13 protein-coding genes are annotated in these 17,068 nt (G+C 55.7%); 9 read left to right on the top strand and 4 right to left on the bottom strand.

The window, feature by feature from the left end; genetic code table 11:
* The first annotated feature begins 288 nt into the window (after positions 1-288).
* From ACR8BN_RS09875 to ACR8BN_RS09860, 4 genes are all read left to right on the top strand, one after another.
* Positions 289-1,404, top strand: a complete 1,116-nt coding sequence (locus ACR8BN_RS09875) for an ABC transporter substrate-binding protein (protein ID WP_115064784.1) — start codon at positions 289-291, stop codon at positions 1,402-1,404.
* 165 nt (positions 1,405-1,569) lie between these two features.
* A complete protein-coding gene (locus tag ACR8BN_RS09870; protein ID WP_010244987.1) occupies positions 1,570-1,977 on the top strand; it encodes a hypothetical protein in 408 nt (135 codons plus the stop codon).
* A 12-nt stretch (positions 1,978-1,989) separates the two neighbouring features.
* Positions 1,990-3,291, top strand: coding sequence for a PQQ-dependent sugar dehydrogenase (locus tag ACR8BN_RS09865; RefSeq protein WP_275102234.1), 1,302 nt, complete (start codon positions 1,990-1,992; stop codon positions 3,289-3,291).
* Positions 3,292-3,918: 627 nt separating this feature from the next.
* Positions 3,919-4,551, top strand: a complete 633-nt coding sequence (locus tag ACR8BN_RS09860) for a DapH/DapD/GlmU-related protein (protein WP_010244979.1) — start codon at positions 3,919-3,921, stop codon at positions 4,549-4,551.
* A gap of 16 nt (positions 4,552-4,567) precedes the next feature.
* On the opposite strand, the gene ACR8BN_RS09855 is transcribed toward ACR8BN_RS09860, so the two are convergent.
* Positions 4,568-5,452: an EamA family transporter gene (locus ACR8BN_RS09855; protein ID WP_434746873.1), complete on the bottom strand. Its 885-nt coding sequence runs from the start codon at positions 5,450-5,452 to the stop codon at positions 4,568-4,570.
* A complete protein-coding gene (locus tag ACR8BN_RS09850) occupies positions 5,449-6,660 on the bottom strand; it encodes an MFS transporter (protein ID WP_434746872.1) in 1,212 nt (403 codons plus the stop codon). Before ACR8BN_RS09850 ends, ACR8BN_RS09855 begins: the two co-directional genes overlap by 4 nt.
* 129 nt (positions 6,661-6,789) lie before the next feature.
* Between ACR8BN_RS09850 and ACR8BN_RS09845 the strand changes: the two genes are divergently transcribed.
* Both ACR8BN_RS09845 and ACR8BN_RS09840 read left to right on the top strand, forming a co-directional pair.
* The gene (locus ACR8BN_RS09845) at positions 6,790-7,245 is read left to right on the top strand and encodes a winged helix-turn-helix transcriptional regulator (RefSeq protein WP_033767222.1); all 456 of its coding nucleotides are present in this window, start codon (positions 6,790-6,792) and stop codon (positions 7,243-7,245) included.
* A gap of 354 nt (positions 7,246-7,599) precedes the next feature.
* A complete protein-coding gene (locus tag ACR8BN_RS09840; protein ID WP_434746871.1) occupies positions 7,600-9,030 on the top strand; it encodes a purine-cytosine permease family protein in 1,431 nt (476 codons plus the stop codon).
* A 92-nt stretch (positions 9,031-9,122) separates the two neighbouring features.
* Here ACR8BN_RS09840 and ACR8BN_RS09835 read toward each other — a convergent pair whose 3' ends face one another.
* Together ACR8BN_RS09835 and ACR8BN_RS09830 are read right to left on the bottom strand one after the other, a co-directional pair.
* A complete protein-coding gene (locus ACR8BN_RS09835; protein ID WP_010670137.1) occupies positions 9,123-10,445 on the bottom strand; it encodes an MFS transporter in 1,323 nt (440 codons plus the stop codon).
* A gap of 190 nt (positions 10,446-10,635) precedes the next feature.
* Positions 10,636-11,649, bottom strand: coding sequence for a GT-D fold domain-containing glycosyltransferase (locus ACR8BN_RS09830; RefSeq protein WP_434747579.1), 1,014 nt, complete (start codon positions 11,647-11,649; stop codon positions 10,636-10,638).
* A gap of 667 nt (positions 11,650-12,316) precedes the next feature.
* Here ACR8BN_RS09830 and ACR8BN_RS09825 point away from each other — a divergent pair.
* The 3 genes from ACR8BN_RS09825 (at position 12,317) to ACR8BN_RS09815 (ending at position 17,058) form a co-directional block, all read left to right on the top strand.
* Complete coding sequence (locus ACR8BN_RS09825) at positions 12,317-14,674, top strand: membrane-bound PQQ-dependent dehydrogenase, glucose/quinate/shikimate family (protein WP_064704338.1); 2,358 nt, start codon at positions 12,317-12,319, stop codon at positions 14,672-14,674.
* 307 nt (positions 14,675-14,981) lie between these two features.
* Complete coding sequence (locus tag ACR8BN_RS09820) at positions 14,982-15,962, top strand: TIM barrel protein (protein WP_010244956.1); 981 nt, start codon at positions 14,982-14,984, stop codon at positions 15,960-15,962.
* A gap of 55 nt (positions 15,963-16,017) precedes the next feature.
* A complete protein-coding gene (locus ACR8BN_RS09815) occupies positions 16,018-17,058 on the top strand; it encodes a sugar ABC transporter substrate-binding protein (protein ID WP_031592324.1) in 1,041 nt (346 codons plus the stop codon).
* Positions 17,059-17,068 lie beyond the last annotated feature (10 nt).

The following is a 17,068-nucleotide window of genomic DNA, read 5'->3' as shown; positions in this document are numbered from 1 at the left end:
ATCTAGCCTTCACAATTCATTAACGCATTAGCCAAAACGATACGATTAATGGCTAATATGTGTGCAACTGCCCAGGGTGTTGTGAACATATTCACGAAAGCTGACCGTTTTGTGAGCAGCGACACGCTGCGCTTTTTCCTCTTTAGGGATCGCTATGAGCGCAACTCCGACAGTTAACCCCGCCGCAAAAAACATTTAACCGGATGACTTCCCCTGACCCCTGTTTTAGGTGATAGTAACGCCGCTTTACATTAATAATTCTCATTATCATTTGTGCGGGCTTTTACAATGAAAAAATGGTTTTTAGCGCTGGGGCTGCTCACGCTGGCAGGGACGGCTTCGGCCAAAATGATTACCGATGTCGCAGGCCGTCAGGTCGAGGTGCCGCAGGAGGCAAAACGCATCATTCTGGGTGAGGGCCGTCAGATGTATCTGCTGGCGGCATTTGATACCGATGCCCCATTTAAACGGGTGATTGGCTGGCGTGACGATTTCCCGAAAGCGGATTGGGACGGCTATCAGGCTTACGAAAAACGCTATCCGGAAATTAAAAAATTGCCGACCTTTGGCGGTGCGAAAGATGGCACTTTCAACGTCGAGCAGGCGTTAACCCTGAAGCCCGATCTGGTGCTGATGAATCTGGAATCCAAAGCCGCCACCGATGAAGGCAAGCTGATTGAAAAACTGCAGGCAGTAGGCGTGCCGGTGGTGTTTATCGATTTCCGCGAAGCGCCGATGGTGAATGCTGAGAAAAGTATCCGCATCATGGGCGAACTGGTGAACAAACCGGCGCGTGCCCAGGAAATTATCACCTTTCGCCAGCAGCAGATTGACCTTGTCACCTCGCGTCTGAAGAACTTTACCGGCTACCGCCCGAAAGTGATGATTGACCGTGCAGGCGGCTACAGCGACGAGTGCTGCATGTCGTTTGGCAATGAAAACTTTGGCCAGATGGTCGAGATTGCGGGCGGTCGTAACATCGCTAAAGATCTCATCCCTGGCACCTTCGGCACCGTTAACCCGGAACAGATTATCGCCAGCCAGCCGGATGTGGTGGTGGTGACCGGCGCTAACTGGAAGAATTACAACACCGTGGGCAAATGGGTCGGCGTCGGTCCGGGTGCCAATGTCACCGAGGCTACCGCGCGTCTTAAGGGGCTGATGATGCGCGATGCCTTTAAAACCCTGCCGGTGGCGCACAACGGCAATGTTCACGCCATCTGGCATCAGTTCTACGACAGCCCTTACCAGTTTGTGGCTATCCAGGCGCTGGCGAAATGGCTGCATCCCGATCTGTTTGCCGATCTGGATCCGGACGCCACCTTCCGCGCGTTCCACGAGAAGTTCCTGCCGCTGCCTTATCAGCCAGGATACTGGGTCACTTTACCCGCTGATAAGCCCTGACTGACCGGCGATGACAGGGACGTCATCCGCCTGATTTGCAATTCCTCCCGAATAAACCCTCTGTTTCTCTTCAGATTTACTAATCTTTTACAGGCGCGGGGTCGGTTGCTCTGAGCAGCGCGACGTCTGACCTGGTTCGCATTCACGTTAAAAATGGAGAGAAACATGCGCAATACCCTGGGAAGATCGGCCTTTGCCGTGACGCTGTACGCTCTGCTGGAGCCGGTGCCGCTGGGCTTTTTTGTCGCGGCCTGGCTGTTCGATATTCTCTATAGCCAGACCTTTGTGCTGTTCTGGACGGATGCCGCAGGCTGGCTGATTGCGCTGGGACTGATACTGGCGATTGTGCCGCGACTCATCGCGCTGGTTTATCTGTTCCGCGGCAGTGACAGTGCGGAAAAGAGTCATTTCTGGCTCTGGCTGGTGGCAATTGTGATCGCTATCGTCAATGCGTTTATTCACAGCCGTGATGCCGCCGCTGTCATCCCGCTGGGCGTGACGCTTTCGACGCTGGTGGTAGCGCTGCTGCTGCTGGCGAATGTGCAACTTGCGTTACGTCAGCGTAGCGCTTAAGGAGGAGCCACCATGAAGATACCGCATAAAACGTTGCTCGCGCTTACCCTGACAGCACTGCTGGCAGGCTGTGATGATGGTGCGCTGGTCGATCCGCAAAAGCAGATCGGACCGAATCCCGAACTGCCGCAGGCACAGAACTTCTTTATGCCGCCGATGCAGGTGCCGGAAGGCACGCCGTGGAAAGCGGGCGAAATGCCAAAAGTGGCTGACGGGCTGAAAATCGAAAAGATCGCTGACAATCTGCAGCATCCGCGTCAGGTTTATGTGCTGCCGAATAATGATGTGCTGGTGGCGGAATCCAATGGCCCGGCCAAACCCACCACCCGGCCTAAACAGCTGATCATGGGCATTGTGCAGAAAGCGTCAGGTAAGGGCGGCGCTGGCGGCAACCGGATTACGCTGCTGCGCAACGTCAATGGCAAATGGGAGCAGCACCGCTTTATTGAGAATCTGCACTCGCCGTTTGGCATGCAGCTGATTGGCAATACCCTTTATGTCGCGAATGCTGACAGCCTGGTGAAGTTCCCCTATCGCGAAGGGGACACAGAGATCCGCACCGCGCCTGAAGAGGTGACGGAACTGCCGGGCGGGCCGATTAACCACCACTGGACCAAAGCGCTGTTGGCCAGCCCCGATGGCAGCAAGCTCTATGTGGGTGTCGGTTCCAACAGTAACGTTACCGAGAACGGCATTGGCGCAGAGTATCGCCGTGCCGCGGTGCTGGAAGTGGACGCGGCCAGCGGTGCCAGCCGGATCTACGCCAGCGGGTTGCGCAATCCGACCGGCTTACAGTGGGAACCGCAGAGCGGAAAACTGTGGGCCATCGTCAATGAGCGTGATGAAATCGGCTCCGATCTGGTGCCTGACTACATGACCTCAGTGCAGGACAAAGGCTTTTACGGCTGGCCCTATAGCTACTTTGGTCAGCATGTGGATACCCGTGCCGAACCGCAGCGTCCCGATCTGGTTGAGAAAGCGATTAAGCCTGATTATGCCCTGAGTTCGCATGTCGCTCCGCTGGGGCTGCTGTTCTACGGCGCAGATAACATGCCGCAATACCAGGGCGGTGCGTTTATCAGTGAACATGGCAGCTGGAACCGTACGCCGCTGAATGGCTACAAAGTGGTGTGGGTGAAATTTGAAAACGGCAAGCCGGTGGGTCAGCCGCAGACGGTGGTCTCGGGCTTCCTGACGGACGATGAAAAGCAGGTGCGTGGATTACCGGTCGGTCTGGCCAGCGACAAACAGGGCGGTGTCCTGATTGCTGACGATGCGGGTAATACCATCTGGCGAATCAGCGCCGCGAAGTAAGCATTGCGCTGCTTTTTTAAGCAGAAGGCAGGCATAAAAAAAGGATTTGGCATTTCGCCAAATCCTTTATTTTTTGTTCGCTACCCGGCTGGTAACCGCGCTGCGAACGAGGTGCTCAGCACTCTCCACAAACAAGATTGTAAAATGTGCGGCTAAGGATTTCAAGTTTCGCCAAAATGCTGTATGTTTATACAGGTGTTGAGTGTTGAGTATCGCCTCATTGTCGACTGGCCGCTCCCAGGGGCACGGTTTTAAAATCCCGGCAGGCATCAGGTGGTGCTGGCCTGTGGCTTTAACCATGAGTGCCGCTCAGCTCTCTCCACAAAGATGTGCTTAGGCGCCCGGCGGGTAGAGTCAAAGCCCTGGTTGCCGAACAGCGCGCTCCTGTAAAAGGAGAAGGAAAGTGATGGAACTGACTAAGCTGATTCTGGATCTTATCCGGGTCATCTTGCAGATCATCGTTGCCCTTATGCAACTGACCGGTCACGCAGGTTAACCGGAACTTGAAACAAGGCGGAGCTAACCACTCCGCCTTTTTTCTTTGTCAATTCTCTGTCATCGGACGCGGGTAAGGTGGTGCGGCAAAAGCACGCCGCCGGGGCGCTGCTTATCCAGACCGGGAGTTTTATGTCCATTGCCGCCGTTATGCCCGCCCGATTAGCGCACACCTGGATTGATGAGAGTGTGAAGATGCGCGAAACCACTGTGGGTCAGCAGTGTGAGATCCTGGCGCACAGCACGCTGGAGTATAGCGAGCTGGGTGACTTCTCCTATGTCGGCGAACACTGCTGCCTGGCCGATACCCAGGTGGGGCGCTTCTGCGCCATTGCTAATCAGGTGCGCATTGGCGCGCCGAATCATCCTATGGACCGCGCCTCCCAGCATCGTTTTACCTACTGCCCGGAGTATTACCACCCCGACGCCCGGCGCGATCAGGGCTTCTTTTCCGCCCGTCGCGCCGATCGGGTGATAATCGGTCACGATGTGTGGATAGGTCACGGCGTAATTGTGCTGCCTGGCGTTACCATTGGTGATGGTGCGGTGCTGGCTGCGGGTGCTGTCGTGACGAAAAACGTCGCGCCCTACAGCGTAGTGGGCGGGGTTCCGGCCAGGCCACTGCGGGTGCGCTTTACACCGGCTATCGCCGCCCGTCTCCAGCGCATTGCCTGGTGGAACTGGCCGCTGGAGAAACTGCTGGCGAATCTGCCCGATTTTCAGCACGGTGACATCGAAGCGTTCTGCCAGCGGCACGGTGCATAGTCACCCCACGGCGCCGTCAGCCGGTTTGTACGCCGAAATAGCGCACAACCCGCTGCCCATAGAGCCCGACGGCCAGTCCGGCGACGATCAGCAGCAGCGCCGCGATTTTCTGAGGTGAAACCGTTTCGCCAAATATCGCCACTGAACCCAGGATGCCGAAAACCGGCACCAGCAGCGACAGTGGCGCGACCGTTGAAACCGGATAGTGTTTCAGCAGCCAGTTCCACACCCAGTAGCCCAGCAGGGTATTGGGATAGACCTGAAACAGTATCGACAACACCGCCTTCACATCCAGCTGGGTGAAGAGTGCCTGATAGCCCGCGCTGCCATTGACCAGTCCATCCAGCAGGAAGAGCGGAATGGGTGCAAAGGCGCTCGACCAGACCAGAAAAGCAAAAACCTGTCGGGTGCCCGCTTTTTTATTGATGATATTGGCAATACTCCATGCGACCGCGCCTGCCAGCACCAGCAGCATGCCGGAAAACGTCACCGAGCCATCGGTAATGAAAAAAATGCTCAGCAGACCGGCGCAGGCCAGCGCACACCCGGCGAGCTGATAGCGGCTGAGACGCTCTTTAAATACCCAGCCACCGAGCAGCAGCGTGAAGAAGGCGCTGAACTGCAGCAGCAGCGAGGCGATGCCCGCCGACAGTCCGGTTTTAATCCCCAGATTCACCAGACCCCACAGGCCAATCCCGAAGACCAGGCCATAGCTGATCAGGTAGCGCCACGGTACATCCGGTTTCTTAATAAAGAACAGCGCTGGCAGGGCGCAGAGCGTAAAGCGGATGCCTGCCAGGATAAACGGGTCGACCGCCTGCAGGCCGAGTTTGATAACCGAAAAGTTAACCCCCCAGATGGCGGTGATCATGACGGCGAGCAGCAGATGCGTTAATTTCATGAGTGACGTACTCCGGACCAGCAGAGAAAGGCAGAGGCACTGACCGCTGCACCGGCATAGCAGACAGCCTGCCATCCCCAGTGCGTATAAAGCTGAGTGGCGGCTATAGCCCCCAGCGCACTGCCCAGCGAGTAAAAGCACATATAGGCGCCGACCAGACGACTTGCCGCCTCAGGTCGGGCGGCCACGATCAGGCTCTGATTAATCACATGTACCGTCTGGACGGCGAAATCGAGCAGGATCACTCCGAAAATCAGCAACAGTAACGAGGTCTGAAGCGCGGCTATCGGCAGCCAGGAGAAGGTCAGCAACGCCAGTGCCAGGCCGGTGGCACGCTGCCCCAGGCCCAGGTCAGCCCATGCACCTGCCCTGGAGGCTGCCAGCGCACCGGCAAGGCCGGCCAGGCCGAACAGGCCGGTCTGGGTGTGTGACAGTGACAGGTCGGTAAGTGGCAGAACCATCGAAGACCAGAGCATACTGAAGGCCGCAAAAATCAGCAGCGCCAGGATCCCGCGTCTGCGCAGCTGCGGTTCCGTGAGGAAGAGACGGAAAACAGATAATAAGAGGTGAGGATAAGATGTGCGCTGCGTCTGACCTGCTGTGGCGGGCAGCACTTTCGCCAGGATGAGCGAGATCAGGAGTAACAGGCAGGCAGCCGTCAGATAGACTGCCCGCCAGCCCGCCAGGTCAGCAATCATCCCGGAAACAAACCGCGCCAGCAGGATGCCGATCACGATGCCGCTGGTCACGCTGCCCACCACCTGTCCGCGCTGTTCTGGCGATGCCAGCATGGCGGCCCACGCCACCATCAGCTGCGTGACCACCGCCATTAATCCCACCAGCAGCATTGCGCAGAGCAGCGTCATCAGGTCTGGCGCAACCGCAGCAATGATTAACGCCAGCACGGAAAGCAGCAACTGGGTAATTACCAGCTTTTTGCGGTTCACGCAGTCGCCCAGCGGCACCAGAAAGATCAGCCCGAGGGCATAGCCGCTCTGCGTGGCCGTTACCACTGTGCCAATGGTACCAGGGGAAACCTGCAGGCTGGCGGCTATCGACTCCAGCAGAGGCTGTGCCGAGTAAACATTGGCGACCGCCAGCGCAGAGGTGAGTGAGAACAAAAAGATCATCCGGGACGAGAGCACCGGGATCGCGGCTGGGGGCGAATCGGCTTCAGGATCACGCGCCTTGCCAGTCGTACAGGTCATGTTGCTTTCCTTTCTGGTTTTTATTTGAAACTGGATTGGCGATATCTTTAACCGGGCTGGTTTTTTTTTGCAACTTCTTTTCGGAGTGGCTAAACTGCCATCATGTGACAGGTAGTGTGAGAGAAGAGCATGGCTAAGCAGGAATCCCTGAGAACCAGCGAGTGTCCGGTCGCCAGAACCCTGGAGTCGATAGGTGAGCGCTGGTGCATGATGATCGTGCGTGAAGCCTTTGATGACGTCCGCAGATTCAGTGACTTCCAGCGGAATTTAGGGCTGGCAAAAAATATCCTGGCGTCACGCCTGAAGCAGCTGGTGGAGATAGGGGTGTTTGAGATTGCTCCGGCCTCCGATGGCAGCGCCTACAGCGAATATGTCCTGACCGAAAGAGGCCGTTCGCTGTTTCCGGTTGTGGTCGCGATGCGCCAGTGGGGCGAGCGTTACCTGTTTGAGAAGGGCGAAACCCACTCCGTGCTGCTGGATAATGCGGAAGGAAAGCCGCTGCCGCGCCTGGAGGTTATCTCCTCACAGGGGCAAAAACTGGAACCGGCCGACTGTCATCGTCAGCGGGTAGTGGCTGAAGGGTAACCGTCAGGGTATTTTCTCCTCCGCACACTCTGAGACTGGCAGGCCTGACATCGCACGCGTTACCCGATCATCGCTGCCGCCTGTGGCGGTGATCGAACAAAATGCCTCACTCCCGTTTTACGCCTCCATTATGGCGTTATCCCCGGAAACAGGTCCGCGCGCTCCCTCATCTTTTCCTGCCCCGCATCATGACAGGCCTGTCGATATCATCACATTTTCCAATGACCGGTTGCCTTGTAACTTCCCGATGCGTATGACAATATCGCTGCTTGTATAGACATGTACTATCAACCATAGATTGAGCAAATCACGCTTTCAGTCAAACACGTCTCTCACTGTTCCAGCGAGGAATCTATGTCGGTCAAATCATCTGTATCAGATTATTCAGGCTCAGAGAAACAGGACCTGTCAGAAACCCGCTCCATTGATTACATCCCGTTGGGTGAACGTCATGGTCATCCCTTTAACCAGTTCACGCTCTGGTTTGGTGGCAATCTGCAAATCACGGCTATTGTCACGGGTGCGCTGGCCGTGGTGCTCGGTGGAGACGTCGTGTGGTCTCTTATCGGCTTACTGGTGGGGCAGATTCTGGGTGCAGCGATCATGTCTTTGCATGCTATCCAGGGCCCGCGCCTGGGTTTACCGCAGATGATCACCAGCCGTATGCAGTTTGGCGTGTTTGGTGCTGTTATTCCTCTGGTGCTGGTGTGCATGATGTATGTTGGATTTTCAGCCAGCGGGACAGTATTAGCGGGGCAGGCACTGGCTAAACTTATCCATGTCAGCCATTCAACCGGGATGATCCTGTTCAGCACCCTCATCGTGATCATTGCGGTGCTGGGCTATCGCGTGATTCATCAACTGGGCAAGCTGGCGAGCGTGATTGGCGTTTTAGCCTTTGCTTATCTGTTTATCACGCTGTTCTCTGCGCATGACTTATCAGCCGTGTGGCAGAATCAACACTTTACACCGGCAAATTTCCTGCTGGCGGTCTCCCTGTCTTCATCCTGGCAAATTGCCTTCTGTCCTTATGTCTCTGACTATTCACGCTATCTGCCAGCTGATGTCTCCGCGAAGAAACTGTTCAGCTCGGTCTTTTTTGGCACCGTACTTGGCACGCAGGCTTCAATGACGCTGGGGGTGATTGTTGCTGCCATTGCCGGAAGTGCATTTGCAGGCAATGAGGTCGGTTACATCGTGAGCATGGGCAGCACGGCGACTATGGCCATGGTGATTTATTTCGCCATTTGCTTTGGAAAAATCACGTTTACCACGCTGAACGCCTACGGCAGTTTTATGTCACTGACCACCATTGTCTCTGGCTTTCGTCAGCAAACCACGCTGAGTCGGAGCGGGCGCATTCTGTTTGTGGTGCTTATGGTTACGCTGGCCTGCGTCATTGCTCTGCTCAGTGAACCGGCCTTTCTGAAATCCTTCACCCACTTCCTGCTGTTTCTGTTGGCTTTCTTTGTGCCGTGGAGCGCGATCAGCCTGACCGATTTCTATCTGATCACCAGGGGCAGGGTTGATGTCCCGGCACTGTCGCAGCCGGACGGGCGCTATGGACGCTGGAACCTGGCCGGTATTACCGTCTATTTTCTGGGCGTGCTGGTGCAACTGCCGTTTATCGATAATCCGCTGCACCATGGATCGCTGACCTGGATTTTTGCCGGTAATGATGTCTCGTGGATCATCGGCTGGTTTGCGACGGCACTATTATGGCTGATCGCCAGCCGCTGGGATCGCCGGGGCAACCCCGAACAGCCAATCTATCCCGCCCAATAACAAGGTCAGGCCGCCTGAGCGGCTGTCGTTCAGGGGCTGTCACTCTTCGCGGGTGTGTGATCACCCGCGTGTCAGGAAATCCCCTTTTAAGATCAGGCGGCAGAAACGTCCGCTGCGCCGGTCTGCGCCTCGGCCACCAGCGGCTTCTCCGGTTGCAGCAGCGTCATTGCCAGCATACTGCCAAAGGCGATCAGTGCGGTGACGGTAAACATTGCGTTGTAGCCGTAATATTCCGCCAGCCAGCCGCAGAGCATCGGAGAGATAATCGCTGCCAGATTGGCTATCGCCAGCGTCATGCCGCTGTAGGTGCCCACTGACGCTTTAGGGGTGACATCAATCACCACCGACCAGTAGACATTGTTCACCAGCGCATTCAGCGCATTGCCCAGCGTCATCAGTGCAATAATCCCGGCAGCCGACTGCACATAGGGGATCGCCATAAAGCAGCATGCGGTGCCGCACAGCGTGACGGCGGCAAACAGATTGCGCGCCAGACGCAGATTACGGAAGCGGGCCAGCAGCGCGTCGGCAATGCGACCGCCCAGCAGCACCGTGATACAGGCGCCGCTCCACGGGATCATCGCGACGTACCACAGTGAGTGCAGGTCGTAATGGAAATTATCCTGCAGATATTTCGGCATCCAGGTCACCAGGGTAAAGGTGATGTAGAGGAATGAGAAGTAGCCCAGCGCGTTGCAGACCAGGGTGCGGCTGGTAAAGAAGCGCCACCAGGGCAGTGGTACGCTGTCGCCCGCACTGCGGCGCTGACCGGTCTGGATAAGCTGACGTTCTGCGGCGTTGGTATGTGGACTTTTCTCCGGGCTGTCGCTGAAGGTGCGGGCAAACAGCGCCATCGCCAGCAGGGAGAAAACACCGAGCAGGATAAACATCATGCGCCAGTCATGGGTCAGCAGCAGCAGGCCCACCGCAATCGGGGCGGTCAGCAGCGCGCCAACCTGGGTCGAAAGCAGGCCGATGCCCAGCGCAAAGCCGCGCTCATTATCGGGCGCCCAGTGGGCAATCGCCTTGTTCATCAGCGCATAGGCCGGGCCTTCGGAAAAACCAAACATGATACGCAGGGCAGCAAAGCCCATAATGGCGGATCCGCCAAACAGCGCCATGCCCAGTTCCCCCGCCCAGGCGGTGGCGATCTCCAGCAGTGACCAGAGCACGCCTGCCAGCAGCCAGACCTTTTTTGTGCCGATACGGTCGGCAAGAAAGCCGCCACACAGTGAACCAAACAGATAGCCAAAGCCAAAGTAGCCCAGCACGGCTCCGAGCTGGACTTTGCTGAAGTGGTATTCCGCCGCAATAGCGTTGGCCGCAAACGACAGGGCACCGCGATCGATATAGTTGATCAGAGCGATCAGGAACAGCAGTGAAAATATGGTGTAACGGTAACGGCTGGTTGTCATCTCACTTCTCCTGATTAAATGTCTCAGGAGAGCAGAAGCAAAATTGATGCCGGAAAGGGCATTTATCCGGCAAACAGGGGACGGGCACAGGATAGGGGCCGCTGATGGCGCCCCTGTAGGGTTAACTGATCCCGCTAATAATTCGCCTGCGCATCAATGCGGTGCAGACGCTGCCTGACGGTGGTGAGGCTCAGGCGGCGTTATGATGATCAGGGCTGACGTGTGGCAGCGGGATAACCACGGCTTCCGTGACTGCTTCTGCATCAGCTCTCACGGCCTGTGGCATTTCGCCAACGTGTTGTAAAATCTGCTTCTGATAAGTTGCATCTGCCACCGTAGTCTGTTCACTCAGCAGCACGCCCGCCTCATTGACGTTTTTTCCGTCCACTTTTATTTTCGTGGTGGCACTGGCCAGCATCCACTCATATTCAATATCGACATGGCCGCTATCAATACAGCGGATACCGTGCTGACTTAAGTCATAAGCCAGCACGGTTGCGGTCGGCCCTAATGAAATCAAGACCAGGTCAAAGTTGACGGCATTCTCTAAAACGGTATCAAACAGACGCTCATAAACGGAAAAGGCATTACGGTTCAGCGTCGTAATACGTTTCACTTCGCTGGCTCCCTCCAGTAAATCATTGCCTAATCCCAGACGCGTTCCACTGCCTTCCACAATTAATACCCGGCGGCCCTGATAGAGCTGTTTGAATTTATCAAATATCGTCCGGGATAATTGCTTGCCTTTATAATCGTGATAGGGACGGGTCACCGAAGTGTTTCCATACTGGTACTGTTTATTCAGCAGAGCCTCATAATATTTAAAATAAAATGATTTATGGAAGAACCAGAACAGGGCCGATCCGCTCCGCATATTATGGGTGGTACGAAAGGCATCCGGCAGACAGATCAGACAGTTCGGGTTGGCTCCTGAATCCTGCTGCAGCAAGGCTTTGAGCCGTGCAGAGAGATTGGGGTCAAATGGCTGAAAGCCGATGTTTTTATACCAGGTCATTTCCAGTTCACCGTCGCCGTAACGGGCCAGGGATAATTGTGGGTTACGTAATAACAGATCGACAGTCTCTTCTATCGACATGACGGAATAACGCTTTACCCGTGCCTGCGCAGCAGGATAGCGAATGGCAGCATTAAGAAACTTAAAAGGGAAACGAAACTTGCGATAAATAGCGTGAAGTGCGGACATAGTTAACCTGCCTGGGTCATTGCTGCCAGAAAAATCCCGCCTGCTGGCCGGATAAAAGAATATAAGAGAGCTGATATATATCACAGATAAAATAAGCGTCATGCTACGGAATATCTGAAATGGTTTTCACCAGCAAAATCCCTTTTTTCATTAATCTATTCCCTGTTTTTTATTTTCCTGAAAATTAATAAAATCGCGACATGCCCGGCACCATTAAATGATTTTAAAATTCATCACACCGCGTCGGCATTGATGATTATCCTGATAGAAACAGCAGGGCAATTACTTTCCCGATCTCAGCATTAAGAGTTATTGCAGGGCAAGGCGAATAAACCATTATGATTATTTGACACTAAAAATCTTTCGTCGTGCACACTTAAGCCGGCGTTACAGAAGCGCGGCTTGTCTGATAATTGATCGCCTTTGAACAAAAGGTGCGGTCGTTAGCAGCCTATGGTTAATTTTTTGTGATGGATATCCCGTATTTAACCCTTCAGAAAGTAAAAAAAGCGGCCTGACCGCCTGAACCGGTGACATTTATAATAAATATTTCTAATGATTAACGCTTATACACGTTTTTACATATTTCGTGTGTAAGTTAAAATCTCGTTGAATTTATGTTTCCAGCTTAACCTTTCACTTGCCGCTAATGACCCGAGGATGGCTCATGATCAATAAAATAACCAGTATAATCATGGTGATATTCGCTATCGCCCTGATTTATATGGGAGGACAACTCCTGCTTGCAGGAGGCAGCGCGTTCTATGCGCTGATGGGCGTGGGCGTCCTGCTCAGCGCGATTCTGCTGTTGATGAACAAACGCAGTGCGCTGACGCTTTATGCGCTGCTGATGTGGATCACTCTGTTCTGGACTATCTGGGAAGTGGGCTTCGACAAATGGCAGTGGATCCCGCGCGGCGACCTGTTTGGTGTGCTGGGTCTCTGGCTGGCACTGCCGTGGGTGGTGCGTCCGCTCTATCAGGGGCAGCGTCGCTTCCATCCTTTCCTCGGGGGTTCCGTCGTCCTGATGGTACTGCTGGTCATCGGTCTCTGCTTCTACGATCCGCTGCCGCAACAGGGCACCATTAATACGCCGCGCAACGCATCTGCGACCGGCGGTGCCGCTGAAGAGTGGAGCGCCTATGGCGGAACCACAGATGGTCAGCGCTTCTCGGCGCTGAAGCAGATCACCAAAGATAACGTGAAAGATCTGGAAGTGGCCTGGACCTATCACACCGGCGACCTGCGTCAGGGTGATGATGCGACCGAATACACTTTTGAAGCGACACCGCTGAAAGCCAACGGCATGCTCTACTTCTGTACGCCGCACAACGAAGTCCATGCCCTCGACCCGGAAACCGGTGCGGTGAAGTGGAAAACGGCGCCGGATAAAAACCGCTCCTATCTGCAGCAGCACCAGACCTGTCGTGGCGTGAGCTACTTCGATGCCGGTCAGCAGGCGCAGCAGCAGACGGGCGCATCGCCGGCCATCTGCCGCAAGCGTATTTTCAATGCCACCACCGATGCCCGCCTGCTGGCGCTGGATGCCGATACCGGCAAAGCCTGTGCTGACTTTGGTGACAACGGTGTGGTGGATCTGCGCGCCAACATGGGCGAGGTGCGTCCGCACGCGCTGATGCAGACTGCCGCGCCACTGGTGGCGGGCAACCTGGTGATTGTCGGCGGTTCGGTGATGGATAACGGCTTCAACAGCGGTAACCCATCAGGTGTGATCCGTGCCTATGATGCCGTCAGCGGTCGTCTGGTGTGGAACTTCGATCCGGCTAACCCGGATAACACCGCACCGGTCGCTGAAGGTGCAACCTATCCGCAGGATACCCCGGTCGCCTGGGCCACCCTGAGCGCCGATCTGAAAAACGGCCTGGTCTATGTGCCGTTTGGTAACGCCTCGCCGGATGAAGTGGGACTTGAACGCGATCCTGCCAGCAACACTGAAAAATTCCGTGATGCGCTGGTAGCACTGGATCTGAAAACCGGTGCGTTCAAATGGCGTTATCAGAGTTCGAACCACGACCTCTGGGATCGCGATAACCCGTCACAGCCGTCGCTGGTGGACATCAACTATCAGGGCAAACCGCAACCGGCGGTGATCCTGCCGACCAAAACCGGCAACCTGTTTGTGCTGAACCGCCTGACCGGCGAACCGGTTTATCCGGTAGAGCAGGTTAAGGTCTCCACGGATGGCATTAAAGGCGAGCAGTATGCGGCGACCCAGCCGGTCTCCAGCCTGAACTTCATTCCGCAACCGCTGACAGAGAAGTCAATGTGGGGCATTACGCCGTTTGACCAGATGGCCTGCCGCACCACGTTCCGCGAGCTGCGCTATGACGGTAACCCGTGGACGCCGCCAACGGAGAAAGGCTCGCTGATCTTCCCGGGCAACATCGGGGTGTTTAACTGGGGTTCAGTAGCGGTTGATCCACAGCGTCAGATGCTGATTGCGGCACCGGTGCGCCTGGCTTACAAATACAACCTCATCAGACGCACGCCGGAAACCGAAACCCAGCGTACCTTCACCAAAGATGGTACGCCGTACTGGAATGAGAACTTCCACGGTGACTACGCTATCCACATCCAGCAGATGGCATCGGGTCTGGGTATTCCCTGCATCGCGCCACCGTGGGGACGGATGGTCGGTGTGGATCTGACCACCGGCAAAACCGAATGGCTGCGTCGCGTCGGCACCACCAAAAACCTCAAGACCAGCTTCCTGCCTGGCCGCTTCCCGCTCGGTTTCCCGATGGGAATGGTGGCGCACGGCGGACCGCTGCTGACGGCGGGTGATCTGGTGTTCCACGGCGCAACGGCAGATAACTTCTTCCGTGCTTACGACAGCACCACCGGCGAACTGCTGTGGCAGACTGAACTGAGCGCGGGTGCGCAGGCCACGCCATCCACCTTTATGGGCAAAGATGGTAAGCAGTATGTGGTGATTGCCGCGGGCGGCCACGGCTCACTCGGCACCACGGCGGGTGACAGCGTTGTCGCTTTCCGTCTGAAGTAATTTTTTAAAAAACCGACCCGCTGAGCGCCGCCCTGGCGCTCAGCTTTTTTCACACCTCTGCCTGCCAGATCTCACGCCCGGCTTCGCGCGACAACCTGTTGTATTTCATCTCAATTGTTTCATCTCCGCATTCACATCATCTGATAACGCATCGAAACCATTTCGTGACAGCGCTCCCGGTTTAATGATTTCTCCTGCCTGACAGACTTGCGCATTAAGCCGCGAGGCGTAGATTAATATATGACTTCACAATTAATCGTGAATACGAAAAGTACTTCACAATACGCACTCTGAAGGATTGATGCTCATGTCGGAACTGAAATTTGCTACCCGTCTTAACTCTTTCGCCTCGGGGGCACACCTCTACTGGCCCGATCAGCAGGGCAAGCCCTCTGTGCTGCAGATGGTTGCCCGTGCAGGCAAGGTCAAAGGCTTAACGCATCTCGACCTCAACTTTCCGCAGCATCTCACCAGCGATATCCCCACACTGCGCCAGGCGATCAGTGATGCGGGTCTGGCCGTCAACGGCATGCAGATGCGCTGGGACGCGCCGCAGTTCAAAATCGGCGCGTTTACCCATCCCGACGCGAAAGTGCGTCGCGAAGCGATTGAGCTGACCAAACGGGGCATTGACGCGGGTCGGGAATTTGGTTCACGGCTGATGACGCTGTGGATGGGGCAGGACGGTTTCGATTACTGCTTCCAGGCGGACTATAAGAAGATCTGGGAGGATGCGGTCAGCGCCGTGCGTGAAGTGGCGGAGTATGCACCGGACGTTGACGTCAGCATCGAATATAAACCCAATGAGCCACGCGCCTACAGCATCTTTCCCAACGCCACCACCTGTCTGCTGGCCGTGGAAGAGGCGGGCTGCGCCAACCTGGGGATCACCCTGGATTTTGCTCATGTACTGTTTGCCAATGAGATCCCGGCTTACGCCGCCGCCATGGTGGCGCGCCGCTCACGGCTGCTGGGGCTGGACCTTAATGACGGCTGGGGCAAGCGTGATGACGGCCTGATGGTCGGCTCAGTTAACCCACGCGCCACGCTGGAGTTTCTCTGGCAGATGCAGCGTGATGGCTACCGCGGTGCCTACTACTTCGATACCTTCCCGGATGCCAGCGGTCTTGACCCGATCCGTGAAGCAGAAAGCAATATTGCGACCGTGACCCGTCTGCTGAGGCTGTGTGACCAGCTGCACGACAACGCGGCGTTACTGGCGGCCATTGAGCGTCAGGATGCGGTGGCCTCTCAGCAGATCGTCAATGACATCATGCTGGCGCGCTGACAGCCGATTAATCATAAAAACATCACACCTCTACCCAACACCCTGAGAATAAAAAATGAAAAAACGCCTGCTTGCTCTTATCGCCTCCTCACTGCTCTGCAGCACGGTTTATGCGGCAGAACTGGCACCGCTGCAATCCGATACTGAACCGGATCGCACCGACTGGACCCAGCTCGACACCAAATATGGCGCACTGCCAAAAGTCGATAAGTCGCTGAAGATTGGCGGAGTATCGAAAACCCTGACCAATGAGTACTGGCGCTCACTCGGCCAGGGCTACCAGAACGCGGCGAAAAAGTATGGTTTCACTGTCGCTTATCAGGCGGCGGCCAATGAAGACGATCAGCTTGGTCAGCTTTCCATTGCGGAAACCCTGATCTCGCAGGGCTTTAACGGCCTGCTGGTTTCGCCGCAGACCGATATCAACCTGGAGCCTGCACTGGAGAGTGCCAACAGTAAAAATATCCCGGTGGTGAACGTTAATGATGCGGTAATGCCGAATGCGCGCTACTACGTCGGCAATGTCCAGAAAGACAATGGCGTGCGGGTGGCGAAATGGTTTATTCAGCACCATCCGCAGGGCGGCAAAGTGGCGGTAATTGAAGGGCAGCCAGGGGTTTATGCCGCCGGACAGCGCACCCGTGGCTTTAAAGAGACGCTGGACAGCGCCGGTAAGTTCACCATCGTGGCCAGCGTACCCGCTAACTGGAGTCGTGAGCAGGCCTTTAACGCCGCATCAACCATTCTGCAGCAGCATCCTGATTTGATCGGCTTCTACGCCAACAACGACACCATGGCGCTGGGTGTGGTGGAGGCGGTACGCGCGCAGAACAAAGCATCACAGGTGGCCATCTTTGGCACTGACGGTATTTCCGATGCCTACGCCTCGATTAAGCGCGGCGAGCTGACCGGCACGGTCGACAGTTTCCCGGTGCTGACCGGTGAAGTGGCGATGGACGTCATTATCCGTCTGATCAACGGACAGAAACTGTCGCGCGTTGTCTCGACACCCCAGGCGCTGATCACTAAAGAGAATGTCGAGGCGTTCTCAACCAAAGACAACAACCGGTTGCGTCAGCTGCTGGCTCAACAATAAGTCAGCGGGA

Source organism: Pantoea sp. Lu_F5_004 (assembly GCF_051136245.1).
Taxonomy (GTDB): Bacteria; Pseudomonadota; Gammaproteobacteria; order Enterobacterales; family Enterobacteriaceae; genus Pantoea; species Pantoea agglomerans.
Note: the sequence above shows the minus strand (reverse complement) of the source record. Positions and strands in the feature narration are given on the sequence as shown.

Bases quoted from the DNA above. Each gene is read 5' to 3' on its own strand.
- ACR8BN_RS09825 (WP_064704338.1), top strand. From the start codon at position 12,317: ATGATCAATAAAATAACCAGTATAATCATGGTGATATTCGCTATCGCC.
- ACR8BN_RS09835 (WP_010670137.1), bottom strand. From the start codon at position 10,445: ATGACAACCAGCCGTTACCGTTACACCATATTTTCACTGCTGTTCCTG.
- ACR8BN_RS09845 (WP_033767222.1), top strand. From the start codon at position 6,790: ATGGCTAAGCAGGAATCCCTGAGAACCAGCGAGTGTCCGGTCGCCAGA.
- ACR8BN_RS09830 (WP_434747579.1), bottom strand. From the start codon at position 11,649: ATGTCCGCACTTCACGCTATTTATCGCAAGTTTCGTTTCCCTTTTAAG.
- ACR8BN_RS09865 (WP_275102234.1), top strand. From the start codon at position 1,990: ATGAAGATACCGCATAAAACGTTGCTCGCGCTTACCCTGACAGCACTG.
- ACR8BN_RS09855 (WP_434746873.1), bottom strand. From the start codon at position 5,452: ATGAAATTAACGCATCTGCTGCTCGCCGTCATGATCACCGCCATCTGG.
- ACR8BN_RS09870 (WP_010244987.1), top strand. From the start codon at position 1,570: ATGCGCAATACCCTGGGAAGATCGGCCTTTGCCGTGACGCTGTACGCT.
- ACR8BN_RS09820 (WP_010244956.1), top strand. From the start codon at position 14,982: ATGTCGGAACTGAAATTTGCTACCCGTCTTAACTCTTTCGCCTCGGGG.
- ACR8BN_RS09850 (WP_434746872.1), bottom strand. From the start codon at position 6,660: ATGACCTGTACGACTGGCAAGGCGCGTGATCCTGAAGCCGATTCGCCC.
- ACR8BN_RS09875 (WP_115064784.1), top strand. From the start codon at position 289: ATGAAAAAATGGTTTTTAGCGCTGGGGCTGCTCACGCTGGCAGGGACG.
- ACR8BN_RS09815 (WP_031592324.1), top strand. From the start codon at position 16,018: ATGAAAAAACGCCTGCTTGCTCTTATCGCCTCCTCACTGCTCTGCAGC.
- ACR8BN_RS09860 (WP_010244979.1), top strand. From the start codon at position 3,919: ATGTCCATTGCCGCCGTTATGCCCGCCCGATTAGCGCACACCTGGATT.
- ACR8BN_RS09840 (WP_434746871.1), top strand. From the start codon at position 7,600: ATGTCGGTCAAATCATCTGTATCAGATTATTCAGGCTCAGAGAAACAG.